Annotated in this window: 19 protein-coding genes and 1 pseudogene; 12 read left to right on the forward strand and 8 right to left on the reverse strand. The window is 71.6% G+C overall.

What is annotated here, in order from left to right; all coding sequences use genetic code 11:
• Nucleotides 1–22 precede the first annotated feature (22 nt).
• Nucleotides 23–595 carry a dihydrofolate reductase family protein gene (locus AC3IPY_RS01915; RefSeq protein WP_489186301.1) on the forward strand — a complete coding sequence of 191 codons (573 nt, stop codon included), beginning with the start codon at nucleotides 23–25 and terminating at the stop codon, nucleotides 593–595.
• Here the strand turns inward: AC3IPY_RS01915 and AC3IPY_RS01920 are convergent.
• Both AC3IPY_RS01920 and upp read right to left on the reverse strand, forming a co-directional pair.
• Nucleotides 589–1386 carry a winged helix-turn-helix domain-containing protein gene (locus AC3IPY_RS01920; RefSeq protein ID WP_489186302.1) on the reverse strand — a complete coding sequence of 266 codons (798 nt, stop codon included), beginning with the start codon at nucleotides 1384–1386 and terminating at the stop codon, nucleotides 589–591. The two genes, AC3IPY_RS01915 and AC3IPY_RS01920, sit on opposite strands and share 7 nt — an antisense overlap.
• Nucleotides 1387–1878: 492 nt before the next feature.
• Nucleotides 1879–2511, reverse strand: coding sequence for a uracil phosphoribosyltransferase (upp, locus tag AC3IPY_RS01925; RefSeq protein ID WP_489186303.1), 633 nt, complete (start codon nucleotides 2509–2511; stop codon nucleotides 1879–1881).
• A gap of 22 nt (nucleotides 2512–2533) precedes the next feature.
• Between upp and AC3IPY_RS01930 the strand changes: the two genes are divergently transcribed.
• Nucleotides 2534–3022 carry a nucleoside deaminase gene (locus AC3IPY_RS01930; RefSeq protein ID WP_489186304.1) on the forward strand — a complete coding sequence of 163 codons (489 nt, stop codon included), beginning with the start codon at nucleotides 2534–2536 and terminating at the stop codon, nucleotides 3020–3022.
• Here AC3IPY_RS01930 and AC3IPY_RS01935 read toward each other — a convergent pair.
• Nucleotides 3009–3629 carry a TetR family transcriptional regulator gene (locus tag AC3IPY_RS01935; RefSeq protein WP_489186305.1) on the reverse strand — a complete coding sequence of 207 codons (621 nt, stop codon included), beginning with the start codon at nucleotides 3627–3629 and terminating at the stop codon, nucleotides 3009–3011. The two genes, AC3IPY_RS01930 and AC3IPY_RS01935, sit on opposite strands and share 14 nt — an antisense overlap.
• Nucleotides 3630–3743: 114 nt before the next feature.
• Between AC3IPY_RS01935 and AC3IPY_RS01940 the strand changes: the two genes are divergently transcribed.
• Nucleotides 3744–4550 (forward strand): SDR family NAD(P)-dependent oxidoreductase, encoded by an 807-nt coding sequence (locus AC3IPY_RS01940; protein WP_489186306.1) that lies wholly within the window; start codon nucleotides 3744–3746, stop codon nucleotides 4548–4550.
• 52 nt (nucleotides 4551–4602) lie between these two features.
• Here AC3IPY_RS01940 and AC3IPY_RS01945 read toward each other — a convergent pair whose 3' ends face one another.
• Nucleotides 4603–5349: a glutamine amidotransferase-related protein gene (locus tag AC3IPY_RS01945; protein ID WP_489186307.1), complete on the reverse strand. Its 747-nt coding sequence runs from the start codon at nucleotides 5347–5349 to the stop codon at nucleotides 4603–4605.
• Complete coding sequence (locus tag AC3IPY_RS01950) at nucleotides 5346–6308, reverse strand: cation diffusion facilitator family transporter (protein ID WP_489186308.1); 963 nt, start codon at nucleotides 6306–6308, stop codon at nucleotides 5346–5348. The genes AC3IPY_RS01945 and AC3IPY_RS01950 overlap by 4 nt, the downstream gene beginning before the upstream one ends.
• A gap of 23 nt (nucleotides 6309–6331) precedes the next feature.
• On the opposite strand from AC3IPY_RS01950, the gene proC reads away from it, so the two are divergent.
• The 4 genes from proC to AC3IPY_RS01970 all read left to right on the forward strand — a co-directional run bounded on the left by proC (nucleotide 6332) and on the right by AC3IPY_RS01970 (nucleotide 10494).
• Nucleotides 6332–7183 carry a pyrroline-5-carboxylate reductase gene (proC, locus tag AC3IPY_RS01955; RefSeq protein WP_489186309.1) on the forward strand — a complete coding sequence of 284 codons (852 nt, stop codon included), beginning with the start codon at nucleotides 6332–6334 and terminating at the stop codon, nucleotides 7181–7183.
• 152 nt (nucleotides 7184–7335) lie between these two features.
• Nucleotides 7336–8667 (forward strand): beta-N-acetylhexosaminidase, encoded by a 1332-nt coding sequence (locus AC3IPY_RS01960; RefSeq protein WP_489186310.1) that lies wholly within the window; start codon nucleotides 7336–7338, stop codon nucleotides 8665–8667.
• A gap of 124 nt (nucleotides 8668–8791) precedes the next feature.
• Nucleotides 8792–9181: a YciI family protein gene (locus tag AC3IPY_RS01965; RefSeq protein ID WP_489186311.1), complete on the forward strand. Its 390-nt coding sequence runs from the start codon at nucleotides 8792–8794 to the stop codon at nucleotides 9179–9181.
• Nucleotides 9178–10494, forward strand: coding sequence for a DUF6596 domain-containing protein (locus tag AC3IPY_RS01970; protein ID WP_489186312.1), 1317 nt, complete (start codon nucleotides 9178–9180; stop codon nucleotides 10492–10494). Before AC3IPY_RS01965 ends, AC3IPY_RS01970 begins: the two co-directional genes overlap by 4 nt.
• A gap of 55 nt (nucleotides 10495–10549) precedes the next feature.
• Here AC3IPY_RS01970 and AC3IPY_RS01975 read toward each other — a convergent pair whose 3' ends face one another.
• Nucleotides 10550–12163 carry an IS1096 element passenger TnpR family protein gene (locus tag AC3IPY_RS01975; protein WP_489186313.1) on the reverse strand — a complete coding sequence of 538 codons (1614 nt, stop codon included), beginning with the start codon at nucleotides 12161–12163 and terminating at the stop codon, nucleotides 10550–10552.
• 171 nt (nucleotides 12164–12334) lie between these two features.
• Between AC3IPY_RS01975 and AC3IPY_RS01980 the strand changes: the two genes are divergently transcribed.
• The 3 genes and pseudogenes from AC3IPY_RS01980 to AC3IPY_RS01990 all read left to right on the forward strand — a co-directional run bounded on the left by AC3IPY_RS01980 (nucleotide 12335) and on the right by AC3IPY_RS01990 (nucleotide 13734).
• Nucleotides 12335–12892, forward strand: a complete 558-nt coding sequence (locus tag AC3IPY_RS01980; protein ID WP_489186314.1) for a DUF402 domain-containing protein — start codon at nucleotides 12335–12337, stop codon at nucleotides 12890–12892.
• An 82-nt stretch (nucleotides 12893–12974) separates the two neighbouring features.
• A pseudogene (locus tag AC3IPY_RS01985) lies at nucleotides 12975–13247 on the forward strand (hypothetical protein); the annotation flags it as partial.
• A 250-nt stretch (nucleotides 13248–13497) separates the two neighbouring features.
• Nucleotides 13498–13734 carry a hypothetical protein gene (locus AC3IPY_RS01990; RefSeq protein WP_489188410.1) on the forward strand — a complete coding sequence of 79 codons (237 nt, stop codon included), beginning with the start codon at nucleotides 13498–13500 and terminating at the stop codon, nucleotides 13732–13734.
• Between the two features lie 74 nt (nucleotides 13735–13808).
• Here AC3IPY_RS01990 and rlmC read toward each other — a convergent pair whose 3' ends face one another.
• On the reverse strand, nucleotides 13809–14936 hold the full coding sequence (rlmC, locus tag AC3IPY_RS01995) for a 23S rRNA (uracil(747)-C(5))-methyltransferase RlmC (protein WP_489186315.1): 1128 nt from the start codon (nucleotides 14934–14936) through the stop codon (nucleotides 13809–13811).
• A gap of 20 nt (nucleotides 14937–14956) precedes the next feature.
• Nucleotides 14957–15571, reverse strand: coding sequence for a TetR/AcrR family transcriptional regulator (locus tag AC3IPY_RS02000; protein WP_489186316.1), 615 nt, complete (start codon nucleotides 15569–15571; stop codon nucleotides 14957–14959).
• 178 nt (nucleotides 15572–15749) lie between these two features.
• On the opposite strand from AC3IPY_RS02000, the gene AC3IPY_RS02005 reads away from it, so the two are divergent.
• Nucleotides 15750–16790: an NAD(P)-dependent alcohol dehydrogenase gene (locus AC3IPY_RS02005; protein ID WP_489186317.1), complete on the forward strand. Its 1041-nt coding sequence runs from the start codon at nucleotides 15750–15752 to the stop codon at nucleotides 16788–16790.
• A 33-nt stretch (nucleotides 16791–16823) separates the two neighbouring features.
• A complete protein-coding gene (locus AC3IPY_RS02010; RefSeq protein WP_489186318.1) occupies nucleotides 16824–17234 on the forward strand; it encodes a hypothetical protein in 411 nt (136 codons plus the stop codon).
• Nucleotides 17235–17256: the final 22 nt, after the last annotated feature.

Consider the following 17256-nt stretch of genomic DNA (forward strand, 5'->3'; position numbering starts at 1 on the left):
TCTCGGGCGAGGGGGTGCCTCCATGGGACGGCTCATCTACACGGCGATCGCGTCGCTCGACGGCTACATGGCCGACGCCGATGGCGGGTTCGACTGGTCGGCGCCCGACGAAGAGGTGCACGCGGCCGTCAACGCCCAGCAGCGCGAGGTCGGCACGATGCTGCTCGGGCGGCGCATGTACGAGGTGCTCCGGGTGTGGGAGCACCTGGACGTCGAGGGCGAGCCCGAGGTGATCCGCGAGTTCGCCGAGCTGTGGCGGGCCACCGACAAGGTCGTCTACGCGAGCACGCTCGACGCCGTGAGCAGCGAGCGCACCCGAATCGAGCGCGTGTTCGATGTCGACGAGGTCGGGCGCCTGGTCGCGGCATCCGCTCTGGACGTCTCGATCTCGGGGCCGACCCTCGCCGCGCGCGCACTGCGCGCCGACATGGTCGACGAGGTGCGCCTGTACCTCTCACCGGTGGTGGTCGGCGGCGGGCTGCGCGCGATTCCCGATGGACTGCGACTCGACCTCGAACTCGTCGACGAGCGCCGCTTCTCGGGTGGCGTGGCCTACCTGGCGTACCGGCCGCGAGGCCCGCGCCCGGCTCAGTAGAGGTCGGGCGAGGGCGTCGAGGCCTGGCGGATCGAGACGTCGGCGTGCCGGTCGAACCGGTAGCCGATGCCGCGGACCGTGCGCACGATGTCCTGATAGTGGGCGAGCTTGGAACGCAGGCGCCGCACGTGCACGTCGATCGTGCGCTCGCTCGGCACCTCGTCTTCGGCGGACCAGAGGTTCTCGATCAGCTCGTGGCGGTCGATGGTGCGCCCCTCGCGGAGCACGAGGAACTGGAGCAGCTCGAACTCCTTGTACGTGAGGCCGGCGGGCTCGCCGTCGAGGAGCACCCGCTTGCGCGAGATGTCGATGATGACGCCGTTGGGGTGGCGGTCGGTGTCGTTGCGGGCCTCGCCCGTGTCGCGCTGCTTGGCGAGCGCGGCCGGGTCTTGCAGGGCGAGTCGCACGACGTCGACGTCGCGACCGCCGGCGCCGGCCGGCGCCAGGGCGACGGCGGCGTAGGTCTCGGCAGACGGGGCGATCTCGCCGGTGAGGGCGCGGAGCGCCTCGACGATGCGGTGCAGGGTGGTGCCGTCGGCGTCGGCCTTCGACTCGTCGATGCCGACGTAGAGCACGAAGCCGCGGGCCTCGGTGCCGTCGGGGACGGCGCGCACACGGGGTGCTGCGGGGCGCTCGGCGGCCGGGGCGACCTGCGATGCGGGGGCGGCGGCGAGCGGTGCCGCGCTGCGGAGGGTCGTGCCGGCGATGCGGGGTGCGTCGATGCGAGGGGCGTCGATACGGGCCTCGGTGCGGGCGGCGACGGTGCGGGCGGGAGCGATGGCGAGAGACATGATGGATTCCTTGCGATGAAGACGGTGCGGCGAACACCCCTCTGCGGGGTGTGGCGAAGGCCCGGGGGCCGAATGCGAACCTGTGGAAGGTTCGGGAGTCCGGGCCGAACGAGAGCGGTTCGGCTACTGGGACTCGGCGGGAAGGTCGCGGGTCAGCGGCACATTCGACAACACATGGGCGCACGGGCCGACATCATCATGTCGGTCGTCCTGAGGGCCTCGGGGGCGATCAGGGAGCGTGCGGTGTCAGTCATGAGCGATAGTCAATCCGACGACTCGTGATGTGTCAATCCGTGACGCGGGCATGACGTGGTGTGACGCCGCAGACGGTGCAGGTGCGGGCACGTCATGCGGCAGGATCGGGGAACCCGACCCTGCGATGCAAAGAATCTGCGAGAAGAGCATGATGAAAAAAATCTTCTGCAGTCTGGCTGCCGAAAATACGCGGAGCGACCGAAGATCCTTCGGAAGTGCGGTCGCATGCCGCGGAGTCTAGACCGTTCCGTACAGGCGGTCGCCCGCGTCGCCGAGGCCGGGCACGATGTACCCGTGCTCGTTGAGCCGCTCGTCGAGCGCGCCGAGCACGACGGTGACGTCTTGACCGTGCAGTTGCTCTTCGACGAAGGCGAGCCCCTCGGGCGCGGCGAGGATGCAGATCGCCGTGACATCCGTCGCCCCGCGCGCCAGCAGGAACTCGATCGCGGCCGCGAGCGACCCGCCCGTGGCGAGCATCGGGTCGAGCACGAAGCACTGCCGGTCGGAGAGATCGTCGGGCAGGCGCTCGGCGTACGTCGTGGGCTGGAGCGTCTCTTCGTTGCGCGCCATGCCGAGGAATCCGACCTCGGCGCTCGGCAGCAGCTTGACCATGCCCTCGAGCATGCCGAGGCCGGCGCGCAGGATCGGCACGATGAGCGGCTTCGGGTCGGCGATGCGCACGCCCGTCGTGGGCGCCACGGGCGTCACGATGTCGACCGGCTCGACGCGCACGCCGCGCGTGCCCTCGTAGGCGAGGAGCGTCATCAGCTCTTCGACCAGTGCCCGGAAGACCGGCGACGGGGTGTCCTTGTCGCGGAGCACCGTCAGCTTGTGGGTGATGAGCGGGTGGTCTGCAACATGGACTCGCATAGGCTCGAGTCTATTCGGCGGCATGCCGGGACGGGAGAGCGCGATGGACGTGCCGATGCACCGCGAGTGGATGCGGCTCGCGCTCGCCGAGGCGGCCCAGGCGCCCGCGACCCGTGACGTTCCCGTCGGCGCGATCGTCATCGATGCCGAGGGGCGGGTGATCGCCGCCCGGCGCAACGAGCGCGAGCTCACCGGCGACCCGACGGCGCACGCCGAGGTGCTCGCGCTCCGCACCGCCGCTGCGGCCACGGGCGACTGGCGGCTCGAGGGCTGCACGCTCGTGGTCACGCTCGAGCCGTGCGTCATGTGCGCGGGGGCGATCCTCGCGGCCCGGGTGCCGACCGTCGTCTTCGGCGCGTGGGACGACAAGGCCGGGGCCTCCGGTTCGCTCTACGACGTGCTGCGCGACCGGCGGCTCAACCACCGCGTCGAGGTGTTCCCGGGCGTCGAGGCCGAGGCATCCGCTCGTCTGCTGCTCGACTTCTTCGGCGACCCGCTCAGGCGCCCCTGAGCCCTGCCGAGAGGCGCCGGAAGTTCTGCGCCGCGAGCGCTGCCGGTCCGTCGGGGCCCTGCGGCGGGGCATCCGTCTCGGCCCAGGTCTCGAGGGCGACGCGGATCGCATCGGTGGCGGCCGCGGCGGCCAGCCTGGTCGTGACCGGGTCGAGCGCGGACTCGGAGAGTTCGGCGATGACGCCGTGCAGCTTCGACTCCGACTCGCGGTTGACGCGGTACCAGACCGTCATCAGGGCCGGGTCGTCGACGCCGGCGCGCAGGAGCCCGCGCGTCCAGTGCACGCCGTCGACCTCGTCGGCCTCGGGGGTGAGCGCCTCGACGATCGCGTGCTCGATCGCGGTGAGCGGGTCGAGGGAGCGGTCGGATGCCGCGAGCAGGGCTCGCCACCGGTCGGCGCCGACGGTGAGCAGGGGCGCGACCGCGTCCTCCTTCGTGCGGAAGTACCGGTAGAACGTGCGGAGCGCGACGCCGCCCGCGGCCGCGATCTCCTCGGCCGTGGTGGCGTCGGGCCCGCGATCGGTGAACAGGCGGGCGGCGGCGTGGGCGAGTTCGAGCTGCGTCGCCGCCTTGCGGCGCTCGGTCAGCGTCGGGGTTCTCTCGTCCACCCTCGAAGCGTACGCGATGGGGCTCCCGAGTTCGGCGCGTTGCGCCGAAGTGGCACAACGTGCCATATAGGCGTAGCGTGTAGGAAACGTCACCGACTCGAAAGGTCGCCAGCCATGAACCGCTACGAAGGTCGCCGCGCACTCGTCACCGGGGGAGGGTCCGGCATCGGCCAGGCCACCGTCCTCCGCCTCCTCTCCGAAGGCGGCAGCGTCGTCGCCGCGGATGTCAGCGAGGCCGGACTCGCCGACACCGTCGCCAAGGCCGCCGACACCGTCGCCAAGGCCGGCGACGCCGCCGCCCGCCTCACGACCGTCGTCGTGGACATCGCCGACGAGGCATCCGTTCGCGAGGGCGTCGCCGCCGCGGTCGGCGCGCTCGGCGGTCTCGACGTGCTCGTCAACGCCGCGGGCATCCTGCGCTCCTCGCACACGCACGAGACGACGCTCGAGCAGTTCCGCCGGCTCATCGACGTGAACCTCGTCGGCACCTTCCTCATGATCCGCGAGTCGATCCCCGCGCTGCTCGAGGGCAACGGCGCTGCCGTCGTGAACTTCAGCTCCACGTCGGCGGCGTTCGCGCACCCCTACATGTCGGCCTACGCGGCCAGCAAGGGCGGCGTGCAGTCGATGACCCACGCGCTCGCCGCCGAGTACGCCAAGCAGGGCATCCGCTTCAACTCGGTGCAGCCCGGCTCGATCTCGTCGGGCATGACCGACGGTTCGGGCGAGAGCCGGCAGAGCCAGGGTCCCGGCCTGCCCGCCGACGCCGACTTCAGCCTCTTCATGAAGCTGGCGCCCGCCATCACGCAGGGCTTCGCCGGGCCCGAGGCCGTCGCCGGCGTCGTCGCCATGCTCGCGAGTGAAGACGGTGCGTTCATCACCGGCACCGAGGTGCGCATCGACGGCGGCACGCACTTCTGACGCGGGTGCGCCGGACGGGCGCCGAGGGCGCCGGGTCTGCGCCGGGCGGCGGCTACGCGGCCGCCGTGCGGCGCGACTCGAGTCCGTCGAGGTACTCGCCGAGGAGCAGGGCGGATGCCGCCTGCGCACGGGGCCCGTACGTCGCGCGCTCCGCGCGCAGCTGCTCGCGGCTGAGGCCGTACTCGGGCAACTCGTCGCCCCACTGCGAGAGCCACTCCTCGTGGATCGCGTCGTCGACCTCGGGGTGGAACTGCACGGCGAGCAGCCAGTCGCCCTTGGCGAACGCCTGGTTCTCGTACTGCGCCGAGCCGGCGAGGCGAACGAGCGTGTCGTCGTCGGGCAGCTCGAACGTGTCGCCGTGCCACTGCACGGTCGGCACGCCGGCGAAATGCCGCACGGGCGAGGCGGCACCTGCATCGGTGGGCTCGACGCCCAGCCAGCCGACCTCCTTGCGCTCGCCCCGGTAGGCGCGGCCGCCGAGCGTCGCCGCGAGCATCTGCGCACCGAGGCAGACGCCGAAGATCGGCGCCTCGGCGAGGATGCGGCTGCGCAGCAGCGCCATCTCGTCGGCGAGGTACGGGTAGCGGTCGGTCTCGTACGCGGCCTCGTCACCGCCCAGCACGACGACGAGATCTGGTGCGAGCGGGTCGAGCCCCGAGACATCCGTCACCGGCGCGTCGACCGTGACGATCTCGTAGCCGTGCGCCTCGAGCGTCGGGCCGAGGTTGCCGAGGCCGATCGCCGAGTCATGCCGGAGGATCAGCGCCGTGCGCGGACGCCGGGTCGAGGCATCCGTCACTCGAGGCCCTTGATGACGATCGCGTCGGTGGGCGGCGCGGCGAGATTCGGGTCGACCCACACGTCGGGCTCGATGTAGATGACGCGGGCGGCCGGCACGGCGGCCCGGATGCGCTGCTCGATGACGTTGGTCGCGGCGGCGACCTCGAGCAGCGGCTGGTCGGCGGTGAAGCCGAGCTTGGCCGCGACGAGCAGCTCGTCGGGGCCGAGGTAGAGCGTCTTCATGTGGATGATGCGCTCGATCTCGGGACCCGCGGTGATGGCCTGCTCGATGGCCGTCACGTCTTCGTCGGTCGCGCCCTCGCCGACGAGCAGGCTCTTCGTCTCGATGCCGAGCACGATCGCCACGACCACGAGGAGCGTGCCGATCATGAGCGTGCCGACGGCATCGAACGTCGGGTTGCCGGTGATGACCGTGAGCCCGACCGCGAGGAACGCGAAGACGAGGCCGATGAGGGCGGCGACGTCTTCGAGCAGCACGACCGGCAGTTCGGGGGCCTTGGCGCGGCGGATGAACTGCACCCAGCTCTGACGCCCGCGCACGTGGTTGGACTCCTTGACCGCGGTGCGCAGCGAGAACGACTCGAGCAGGATCGCGATCGTGAGCACGAGCATCGGCAGCCACGCGTTCTCGAGCTCGTGCGGGTGGGTCAGCTTGTCGATGCCCTCGTAGATCGAGAAGATGCCGCCGACCGAGAACAGGATGATCGAGACGACGAAGGCGTACACGTAGCGTTCGCGGCCGTAGCCGAACGGGTGCTCCTTGTCGGCCGCCTTGCGCGCCTTGCGGCCGCCGAGGATGAGCAGCAGCTGGTTGCCGGCGTCGGCGAGGGAGTGCACGCCCTCGGCGAGCATCGACGCCGACCCCGAGAAGAACCACGCGATGAACTTGGTCAGGGCGATGCCCGTGTTGGCGAGGAATGCCGCGATGATGGCCTTGGTTCCGCCCGATGCGCTCATGGGTCGATTCTAGGATGGGACGCATGCCTGATCGATCGTCCGTGACCCTGCCCGCGATCGCCTTCCTCGGAGCCGGATCCATGGCCCGCGCCGTGCTCACCGGGCTGTTGCAGCCGGGCGTCTCGGTCGACGGCGGCATCCGCGCCACGAACCGGTCGGCCGCGAACGCGGCATCGCTGTCCGAACTCGAGGGCGTGACGGCGTACGCCACCGAGACGGATGCCTCGGCCAACCGCACCGCGGTCGCCGGAGCCAAGCTCGTGGTCGTCGCCGTCAAGCCCGCCATGGTGCCCGACCTGCTGCGCGAGATCGCCGACGCGCTCGAGCCCGACGCCGTCGTCGTGTCGGTCGCCGCGGGCGTCACCGTCGCCACGTTCGAGTCGCTGCTGCCGACGTCGGTCTCGGTGATCCGCTCGATGCCGAACACGCCCGCCCTCGTCGGCCGGGCGGTCACGGGCATCGCGGCCGGCACGCGTTCCTCGCAGGAGGACCTCGCGCTCGCCGTCGCGCTCTTCGAGACCGTCGGCGAGGTCATCGTGGTGCCCGAGGAGCAGATCGACGCCCTCTCCACGATCTCGGGCTCCGGGCCCGCCTACGTCTTCTACCTCATCGAGCAGCTCACGGCGACGGCCGTCGGCAAGGGGTTCACGCCCGAGCAGGCGGCCGTCATGGTCGAGGGCACGTTCCGGGGCGCGAGCGAACTGCTCGCGACATCCGACGCCGACCCGCCCGAGCTGCGCCGGCGCGTGACGAGCCCCAAGGGCACGACCGAGCGCGCCGTGGCCGTGCTCGAGGGCGCCGGGCTCGAGCGCATCTTCGACGAGGCGACGGATGCCGCGCTCGCCCGCGCCCGCGAGCTGGCGGCCGGGGCGTGAGCTCCGACGCGCGCCGAGGGTTTCCGTTCTCGTCGAGTGTTTCCGCTCGGGGGGACGCACCCGGCGCGAACGGAAACATCGAAGGCCGCGGATCGGGCCGGGCCGCCGGTCTCCATCTCGACGGGGAGCCGCGCTTCGCCTGGCGCGGCGTCATGCTCGACGTCGCGCGCCGGTTCCGGCCGATGCCCGACCTGCTGCGCTTCGTCGACCTGCTCGCCGCGCACGGGCTCAACGTGCTGCAACTGCACCTCACCGACGACCAGGGCTGGCGCTTCGAGGTGCGGGCGTATCCGCGGCTCACCGAGATCGGCGGACGTCGCTCGCAGTCCCAGCTCGGCCACGGGCCGGACTCGACCCTCGACGGCGTGCCCCACGAGGGCTCGTACACCCAGCACGAGCTGCGTGAGCTCGTCGCCTATGCGGCGGCTCGAGGCATCCGCGTGGTGCCCGAGATCGACGTTCCCGGTCACGCGCAGTCGATCCTGGCGGCGTATCCCGAGTTCGGCGTCGGCGGCGTCGAGGCGGTGCGGGCGCGGGTCGCCGAACCATGGACGCGCTACGGCATCTCCGACGAGGTGCTGAACGTCGAGGACGAGACCATCGCGTTCGTCTGCGCGGTGTTCGACGAGCTCTGCGACGTGTTCGACTGCGACGAGTTCGGCCCCGGCGTACTCGGCCCCGGCATCGTCGGGTTCGGCGGCGACGAGGCGCGCAAGCGGCGCTGGGCGGCCGACGCCCGCACGCAGCAGCTCATGGCCGAGCGCGGCCTGGCCACCGAAGAGGAGCTGCAGGCGTGGTTCCTCTCGCGGGTCGCCGCGCATCTGGCGGCGCGCGGGCGACGCGTCATCGGGTGGGACGAGATGCTCGAGGGTGCGGGTGGTGCGGGTGGTGCGGGTGGCGGTGGCGCGGGCGGTGCCGGTGGCGCGGGCGCCGCGGCATCCGCGCTTCCCGCCGACGCCGTGGTCGCCTCGTGGCGAGGTCCGGTGGGCGCCGAACTCGGCGCGCGCCTCGGCCACGACGTCGTGCTCTGCCCCGACCTCTGGACCTACCTCGACTACCGGCAGTCGGATGCCGCGATCGAGCCGATCCCGGTCGGCACCGTGCTCTCGCTCGAGGACGTCGCCACGTTCGAGCCGCTCGGCCCTGCTGCGTCTCCGGCGCTGCGCGAGCGCGTCGTCGGTGTGCAGGCCAACGTCTGGACCGAGCACCTCGACACGCGCGAGCGACTCGACTACGCGGTGTTCCCGCGGCTCGGGGCGTTCGCCGAGGTCGCCTGGAACGGCGGGCCGCTCGATTGGCCGTCGTTCGCCGCCCGTCTGCCGGCGTACCTCGCGTGGCTCGACGAGCAGCGCGTCGACTACCGCCCCCTCGATGGGCCCCGGCCCGACCAGCAGCGGCCGGGTGTGCCGGGTGCGCCGCGTGATCGCGCGTCGCGCATCGCCGAACTCGCGGAGCTCACGGCGAACCTGCGCGCCGCGCGCTGATCGCTCCGTCGTTCCCGGATCGATTTCCGGCCGGATGTCGATTTTCGGGGTGCTTCCTCGTCACCATGGTGTGACGGACCTCGTCACGGCCTCGCAAGGGGGCTGAGATCGAAGGAGAGACAGCATGACCGACACGTACCTGTATCTGATCCACGAGCCCGACTGGGATTCCGACGCGTTCCTCGGCGACCGAGCGGGCGTGCCCGGCGGCGAGCCCGAGAACAACTTCCCTGAGCACAAGGCGTTCCAGGAGGCCGTCGAACGCCTCGGGGCCCGCATCGTCGGCGGTGCGGCGCTGCAGAACGCACGCCACGGCGGCCGGGTGACCCCCGGCGACGGCGACCGCGTCGAGGCCGACGCGGTCTACTCCGACGGGCCGTACCCCGACACGAGCGAGGTCGTCTCGGGCTACTACATGGTCGAGACCGACGACGAGGCGCTCGCCCGCCGCATCGCCGCGCTCGTGCCGACCGGCGGCCACGTCGAGTGGCGCAAGGTGTTCCCGATCTCGTGACCGACCCGATCGCCGATCTGGGCGAGGACTTCGTCGACGCCTGGCCACGCATCGTGCGCGCCCTGGCCGCCTACACGGGCAGCCTCGACGACGCGCAGGAGTACGCGGCCGAGGCGATCGCGAGGGCCGTCGCCCAGGCCGGCGACGGCGCTCCGCCGCTCGGGTCGCTCGCCGCCTGGTGCACCGCCGTCGGCAAGCGCGCCTGGATCGACGACCGCCGACGCGCGGCCGTCGAACAGCGGCACGTGCAGGAGATGGCAGGCGGACTGGCGGGCGAACTGCGCCAGGACATCACCGCAGCGGATGCCTCGGACGCGGCATCCGCTCGTGGACTGCCGCTCGGCGACGCACTCGACGACCGGGTCGCCCTGCTGTTCGTGGCCTGCGACCCCGCCCTCACGGAGCAGGCGAGGCTCGTGCTCGCGCTGCGCGTCGTGTGCGGGCTCGACGTGCCACGCATCGCTGCGCACCTCGGCATCCGGCCGTCGGCGGCCGCGGCACGCCTCACGAGGGCGAAGCACGCGCTCGCCGAGGCCCGCGGACGCTTCCACGTGCCCGAGGCTCCCGAGCGCCGGGTGCGCCTTCCGGTTGTGCTCGCGAGCGTCGCCGGCATGTTCACGGTCGCTCATCGCGACGTGCTCGACCCGCAGAGCCCGCTCGACGATCTCGGACGTCAGGCGCTCTCGATCGCCGACGCGCTCGTGGCCGAGTACCCGGACGACCCTGAAGTGCGGGGGCTGCGGGCCGTCGTGCGGCTCGGCCTCGCCCGCCGCCCCGGCCGGCTCGACGAGCACGGCGCCGCGGTTCCGCTCGACGAGGTCGACCGCAGCCGTTGGGATCGTCGACTCATCGAGGCCGGACTCGACGACGCCGCGGCCGCCGCCGCGGCCGACCGGGGCGACGGGCGCTTCGTGCTCGAGGCCGCGATCGCCGGCCTGCACACCTCGGCACCGGGCTTCGCCCAGACCGACTGGGATCGCGTCGTCGCCTTCTACATCGCGCTCGAGCGGGTCTGGGGATCGCCCTCGGTCACCGCCGGGCGACTCTCGGCCGAACTGCACCGCGCCCTGCTCGCCCCGGCGTCGGGGGAGCGCACGGCGTCGCTCCGCGGCATCCGGCACGAACTGGAGGCGCTCGCCGGAGGCTCGGCCCCGTACGCGGCGCTCGACGCGAGCCTCGCACTCGCCGATCTCGCGTGGCGCACCGGCCGGCGCGAGGAGGCGGCGGCCGAGTACGCGCGCCTCGCCGGGCTGGTGCCGACCGAGCCGGTGCGGCGGTTCTGCCTGGGGCGGGCTGGGGCCTCGGCCGGGTGAGGGTGCCTGCACCTCGCGGGCGCGTGAGGCTTGCCGCCTCCTGACGGCATGCGGGTCAGCCGGTGCCCCGCAGGCCCTCCTTCGCGAGTTCGCGGAGCATCGACGGGACGACCCACGAGCCGTCGTCGGCGCGCTCGAGCCCGAACAACGAGAGCAGCCCGATGAGTTCGTCGAGCTCTCGGAGCAGCGCGGACTCGTCGGACGACTCGTTGTGCGTGCGCACGTCTCGCGCCGCGCGCATTGCGAGCGCGTGCGTTCGGCCGCTCGGCTCGTCGAGCCATTCGGGCGCGAACCCGAGTTCGCGAGCCGAGTACTCGTGGAACCGCTCTGCAACGGGCAGGCCTTCGTCACCGGCAGCTCGGATCGCGGCGTCTCGGATCGCCCGTGTGACGGTGTCATGCCAGGTGCCGAACTCGCCGCTCGGGCAATCGCACGTGTGTTCGCAGACGTCGGCGGCCTCTCGGCCGTAGGCCCAGGTGGCGTATCGGTGCCCGCCTCGGAGCATCTGGAGTGCCCCGACGATACGACGCGAGCCGATCGTGGGATCGGCCAGGCTTCCGTCGGCGATGGCGAGGAGGAACAGTTGAGCGGATGCCGCGGTGGCGACCTTGCCGACGAGTTCTCTCGCCAGCACCGACCACAGGTTGTTCGGGTGGGCCGCTGCTGCGATGCGCTTGCTGACACGGAGCATGCCATTGCGCGAGTACAGCAGACGCCAGCGCTTCAGATGGACGACGATCTGCAGCATCCGCGCCTCATCGCAGCCGAGCTCATCGGCGCCCGTCCTGATGACGGCGGCATCCACCGCGCCGTCGACGAGCGGGATGCCGCGGCCGGCGGCGCGTGCGAGCACCCAACCGAACTCCTGAGCGGCGGTGCGCGCCTCCTCGGCGGTGACGATCGTCGGCAGGTCGAGTCCGCTCGCGGCGAGGTGCTGCTCGAAGCCGGCCCGCGCCGGCATGGGCAACTCCTGGGCGATCCAATCGAGTCGGGCAATGGGGGTCGAGCGCGCTCGCCGGTGCGTTCGCGCGTTCGTCTCGGGAGCACCGAGGTCGAGGGCGTCGAGCCTGCGCTGCGCGGACGCGAGGTCGAACGTCTCGGGGTCGAAGCTCGCCCACGGGCCGACGGCGTGCTCGACCTGCGTGCGGAGCGTCTCGTGTTCTGGATGGGCGTCGTCGGCGAGGACGCCCGCCAGCACGGCATGCTCATAGGCTCCGCGTGCGCACGGGAACGGTGCTCGCCGCTCGCCGGCGACCACGCGCGGCGAGGATGGCGCAGCGAGGTCGGACCCGACCTCGTGGATCTCGACGAGCCAGTCGCTCTCGCAGGTGTGCGCGTAGTACAGGGGGACTGCGGCGTTCAGGAGCCTGCCGCCGAAGAGCGCGGCGACCCGCACGGTCTCCGCGTCGACGACCGTCGGATCGCGGAAGTCGATCATCGTCCATCGGTCGCCCCAGCGGCGCCGCGAGGTCGACCAGGATGCGGCGTCGAGCGTGTCGGTGAAGAGGTGACGGCCGCAGCTCTGACCCTCGAAGACCGCCTGGATGACCGAGCGCAGGTCGGAGAGCCGCAGATCGGCGTCGACGACGACCTCACGCCAGATCTCGGGCAGGGGGCCGACCAGCGTGAGCCGGAGCCGGAGGGCTTGGGCAGGAATGGATTGGCGCATGTCTCGACGGTATGGAGCGTGCGAAAGCACCTCCGCGCGAGGGAGCGATCTGTGGACGATCGGGCGTCGAGCGAGGTTGGGGAGGAGGGGCGTCGACGCACCGCAGAGGAGGCTGGGCGCGGGCGGGTCCTGACCTCGGGATCTCGATCCCCGGGCGACTACGGTGGCCGCATGAGTACCGATGACGATCGCCCGAACTTCCCCGGCGCTCCGGTGCGGGTGCGCGCGACGAAGTGGGGCGCCAGACCGCACTGGGAGTTCGACGGAACCTGGCTCGGTGCCGATGCGCATGGCGATTGGGTCGGCTTCCCGGCCGGCACCGAGTTCGCACGGCCTGGCAGGGCGTTCACGGCGACGTGGGATTCGGTCTCGCTCTTCCCGCGCTCGGGTTGGGCCGCCACGTTCCACACGGGGCATCCGCGTGGCCTCGGCATCTACATCGACCTCGCCACGACTCCCACCTGGACCGCGGATGCCTCGGGCTGGACGGTCTCGTACGTCGACCTCGACCTCGATGTCGTCGAGCGCGCCGGTGCGCCGGCGTTCATCGATGACGAGGACGAGTTCGCCGAGCATGCGGTGGAGTTCGGATACCCGTCGGAGCTCGTGGCGCGGGTGGAGGCGGACGCTCGGGCGCTCGTGCAGGCGGTGCAGCGGAAGGACGTGCCCTTCGATGGCGCGACCGCTGCGGAGTGGCTGGGCCGCCTCGCTTCGGGCCCGTACCGCTGAAGACGCGAGCTCTGATGGATCGCGTTCCTTCTCATGCATCGAACATATCTACGATTCAGGTGCGGGGGCCGACGTCAAGGCCATGAGCGGCGACGGTCTGGTGCGGGTCACCGAATCGTTGGCCGAGCTGGTGCGCCGTGTGCAGGCGTTGCAGGCCAGGTGCGCCGCGGAGCTCACGAGTCGTGCACGTGAGGGCGGCGATGCGGCGGATGCGATCCGCCGGTTCCTCGACGGCATCGCCGTGCGAGCCGATCGAGCCGACCTCGACGACGCCGAACGGTTCCTCGTCGAACGCGCGCCCGTGGTCGGCGTCGACGGCCTCGCCCGGCTGATCAAGCAGCTGCAGGCGCGGCTCGATCCAGACGGGGTCAAGCCGCGCGAAGACGAACTCCGGGCGAAGCGGGGTCTGCGGTCGACGGCCGTGTCGGCGGGCAGGCCGCTGGTGCCGGTGGGACAGATGCGGCGGTCGATGAGCAGCGCACCTCGACCTCGGCCGGGCGGCCCGCCTCTTCACGCCCGCGCAGAAGCTCGCGCTCATCGAACGCGACGGCGGCTGCGCCTGGCCGGCATGCAACCGTCCGCCCTCGCACACACAGGCCCACCACATCAGATGGTGGAAACGGCACGGCGGCCGCACCGACCTCGAAAACGGCATCATGCTCTGCTCGCACCACCACCACCACCGCGTGCACGACGACGGGTGGGTCATCATCGTCCGTCACGGTCAGACCTGGTTCACGCCGCCGGTGCACGTCGATCCACAGCAACGACCACGTCCGGGCAACCGAAGGGTGCCGCTGCCGGTCGGCAGCGATGATCGACGATCTGCAGTGGCGGCCTGATCCGGTGCGCCATCCGGGGTGCGCCATCCGGGGTGCGCCATCGGGGGCGCGTTGGCCAGAGCGTCGAACTCGGCTCAGGCGCGCCGCTCGAGCAGCACCATGACCTCGAAATGCGGCGTCTGCGGGAACATGTCGAACACGCGTGCCCGCACCGGCCGCAGCGACGGCATGGCCGCGAGGTCCTTGGCGAGCGAGGTCGCGTTGCAGCTCGAGTAGAGCACATGCGGGACGTCGGATGCCTCGAGCCATCCGCTGAGCTCACCGCCGATGCCGCGACGCGGCGGGTTGACGACGACGAGGTCGGGCACGTCTGCGGCCGCCGCATCGAGCGCGAAGCGGGTGGCATCGCCGGCGGCGAAGCGCACACGATGCAGCGCGGCATCCGTTCGGCTGAGCTCGGCGCTCGCGACCGCCTCGACGCTCGTCTCGATGCCGGTGACGGCGATGCCCGACAGATGCAGGGCGAACCCGCCGACGCCCGAGTAGAGATCCCACGCCGAGGCCGGTGCGAGGTCGGTGATCCAGTCGCGCGCCTCGGCGTAGAGGGCCGCGGCGATCGCCGTGTTCGTCTGGAAGAAGCTCTGCGGGCGCAGGTGCATCGTCACGTCGTTCAGGCGCATCGACAGCGTCTGCGCCTCGGTGAGCACGATCTCGTGCTCGCCCTCGAGCACGGCCTTGTGCTCGGGCAGCACGTTCACGCTCACGACCCGCGCGGTCGGCAGATCGGCGAGCAGGGTCGGCAGGTGCTTGCGGATGCGGGCCACCGGCTCCGTCGAGCGCAGCACGAAGCGCACCATGAGCTCGCCGTCGGGCGATTCGGTCACGATGAGGTGCTTGAGCTCGCCCGTGCGGCTCGGCACGTCGTACGGCGTGATGCGCGCGAGCGTGATGAACCGCGCGATCGGCCCGAACGCCGCACGGTGTCCGGGCGAGCAGATGCCGCAGGCCTGCAGGTCGACTCCGTGGCCGTCGGCGTCGAGGATGCCGATCGTGGGGGAGGAGACCGTGCCGCCGACGACCATCTTCGCCTTGTTGCGGTAGTCGCGCTCACCGCTCGCGAGGGGCGGATGCCACGTGCCGACGCCGAACGGCGCGAGCAGTTGCTCGGCCTTCGCCTGCTTCGTCGCGAGCTGCGCCGGGTACGGCCGGCCCATGAGCGAGCACGAGAGGCATCGCCCGGCGTCGAAGTACGCGCAGTCCACGATGCAAGGCTACGCACTGCTCACTGTGAGCCGGCCCGCGAGGCCGTGAGCAGGTGTGCGAGGTCGACCGGAGGCGTCGGTGGCAGCCCGGGTGCATCGACGGCCGCGAAGGACTGCAGCATGTAGGCCACGAGGCGTCGGGACGATGCCGGCGGCAGGGGGAGCTGCGTCAGGGCGTTGTTGGCGAGGATCAGCACGAGCACGTCGGACTCGTCGAAGTCGGCGCGCAGGCGACCGGTGTGCTTGGCCCGACGCACGAGTTCGGTGAGGTCCTGCGCTCCCTCGAGCCGGTCGGCCATCGCGATCGTCTCGGGCGGCCGGGTCAGGAACGCCTCGGTGAAGCCCGGGTTGGCCGCCTGCATCGCGCAGACGCGCTCGATGAAGACGCAGAAGCCGTGCCAGGCGTCGGGGTCCGCCAGCGCCTCGTCGAGCAGCGAACCGCATTCGAAGAGTTCCGTTGCGAAGACCTCGGCGATGAGGTCGTCGCGCGTCGGGAAATGGCGGTAGAGCGTGGCGACTCCGACTCCGGCGAGGCGCGCGATCGTCGTCATCGGCACGTCGATGCCCTTGGCGGCGAAGGCCGTGCGCGCGATCGCGAGGATGCGCTCGCGGTTGCGTCTGGCGTCGGTGCGCATGCCGCTCGGCGCCTCGCCGAGCACCGATGCAGCTTGGTTCCGAGAGGGTCCGGAGGACATGTGTCTCACTTCGTCGAAAAACGGAAGGTGCTGCTCATTTCTGCGGTTAGCCTATCGCGGACCCGGTCGATCCTGATCGGAAACCCACACCGGAACACCCGCACAGGAAGCGAGAATCATGACGCACATGCGCGCCGCCCTCTACGACGCCTACGGAGGACCCGAGGTGCTCTACGAGGGCCGGGTCCCCGTTCCCGAGATCGTGGCAGACGAGGTGCTCGTGCACGTCGAGGCGTCGACCGTGAACGGCGGCGAGCTCGCAGGTCGCGCGGGCAAGGTGCGGTTCGTCACCGGGCGCAGGTTCCCGCAGCGCACCGGCATCGACTTCGTGGGCGAGGTCGTTGCGGTCGGTTCGAGCGTCACGGAGGTCCGCGAGGGCGAGCGCGTCTGGGGCATCGTCGACGACAAGCACGGGTTCGGGGCTGCCGCCGAGTACGTCGCGCTCCGTGCGGACCGGGTCGCCACAGCCCCGCGGAACCTCACGGCGGCGGAATCCGCGAGCCTCGTCGTCGGGGGCACGACCGTGCTCGTCGGCCTGCGCGAGAAGGCCGGACTGAAACCCGGCGAGCGGCTGCTCGTGCGCGGCGGGAGCGGCGGCGTCGGCAGCCTCGCGGTGCAGGTCGGCCGCATGCTCGGCGCCCACGTCACGGCGCTCGCGAGCGGGCGGAACGCCGAGTTCGTGCGCGACCTCGGCGCCGACGAGGTCCTCGACTACACGACGACCGGCATCGCCGACCTCGGCGCGTTCGACGTCATCATCGACACGGCCGCAACCCGGCAGGCGGAACTGCGTCGTCACCTCGCGCCGGGTGGGCGCATGGTCGCGGTGACGTTCGACATCGATCGCATGGTCGCGAGCCTCGGCGTCATCCTCGCGTCGACGGTGTTCGGCTCCCGACGCATCCGGTTCTTCCGGGGCGCACCCGAACGCCCGCTCCTCGAGGAGCTCACCCGGTTCGCCGAGTCGGGCGAGATCCGCCCCGTGGTCGACTCGGTGTTCCCGCTCGCCGACATCGCCGAGGCGCACCGTGCGCTCGAGGCCGGCGGCGTCCGGGGCAAGATCGTGATCGACACGAGAGTCGATGGCAGCAGAGCCGATGGCAGCAGAGCCGATGGCAGCAGGGCGGATGTCTCCGGCGAGTCCGCCGCCCCCGCCTGATCCAGCGCCCGCCTCGCCGGTAGCGTTCACTCCATGGATGCGTGGGAGACCGTCTCGGTGATCGCCGAGGTCATCGGCTGGGTGGGACTCGGCGTGGGACTCGTGTGCCTCGGCCTCGCGCTGCTGATCCGCATCGCCGACGGGCGCTGGCTGCCCACCGACGCGGTCATCGCCGACGAGGCCGACGGGTCAGGCGGCCATGGCCGCGTCGTGCGCTGGTTCGCCGAGGGCGAGTTCCACGCCCGGCCGCTCAGCGCCGCCGAGCAGCATCACGTCGGGGACGTCGACGAGGAGAAGGCGTTCTACCGCGAACGCGAGCCCGAGCACCTGCGGCTGCACGAGCCGCCGGCCGGGCGCCGGGTGCTGCGCCTGCTCGGCCTCGTGTTCCTGGGCCTCGCGGTGGTCGCGGGCGTCATCGGCGTCGTGCTCATGCTCGTCGGCTGAGGCGCCGGGCCCCGCGGCATCC

Source organism: Agromyces sp. GL_144 (genome assembly GCF_057834305.1).

Coding starts and splice junctions, on each gene's coding strand:
- AC3IPY_RS01965 (WP_489186311.1), top strand. CDS start 8,792: ATGACCGACACGTACCTGTATCTGATCCACGAGCCCGACTGGGATTCC.
- AC3IPY_RS01975 (WP_489186313.1), bottom strand. CDS start 12,163: ATGCGCCAATCCATTCCTGCCCAAGCCCTCCGGCTCCGGCTCACGCTG.
- AC3IPY_RS02005 (WP_489186317.1), top strand. CDS start 15,750: ATGACGCACATGCGCGCCGCCCTCTACGACGCCTACGGAGGACCCGAG.
- AC3IPY_RS02000 (WP_489186316.1), bottom strand. CDS start 15,571: ATGCGCACCGACGCCAGACGCAACCGCGAGCGCATCCTCGCGATCGCG.
- AC3IPY_RS01960 (WP_489186310.1), top strand. CDS start 7,336: ATGCTCGACGTCGCGCGCCGGTTCCGGCCGATGCCCGACCTGCTGCGC.
- AC3IPY_RS01915 (WP_489186301.1), top strand. CDS start 23: ATGGGACGGCTCATCTACACGGCGATCGCGTCGCTCGACGGCTACATG.
- AC3IPY_RS01950 (WP_489186308.1), bottom strand. CDS start 6,308: ATGAGCGCATCGGGCGGAACCAAGGCCATCATCGCGGCATTCCTCGCC.
- AC3IPY_RS02010 (WP_489186318.1), top strand. CDS start 16,824: ATGGATGCGTGGGAGACCGTCTCGGTGATCGCCGAGGTCATCGGCTGG.
- AC3IPY_RS01920 (WP_489186302.1), bottom strand. CDS start 1,386: ATGTCTCTCGCCATCGCTCCCGCCCGCACCGTCGCCGCCCGCACCGAG.
- AC3IPY_RS01980 (WP_489186314.1), top strand. CDS start 12,335: ATGAGTACCGATGACGATCGCCCGAACTTCCCCGGCGCTCCGGTGCGG.
- upp (WP_489186303.1), bottom strand. CDS start 2,511: ATGCGAGTCCATGTTGCAGACCACCCGCTCATCACCCACAAGCTGACG.
- AC3IPY_RS01930 (WP_489186304.1), top strand. CDS start 2,534: ATGCCGGGACGGGAGAGCGCGATGGACGTGCCGATGCACCGCGAGTGG.
- AC3IPY_RS01940 (WP_489186306.1), top strand. CDS start 3,744: ATGAACCGCTACGAAGGTCGCCGCGCACTCGTCACCGGGGGAGGGTCC.
- proC (WP_489186309.1), top strand. CDS start 6,332: ATGCCTGATCGATCGTCCGTGACCCTGCCCGCGATCGCCTTCCTCGGA.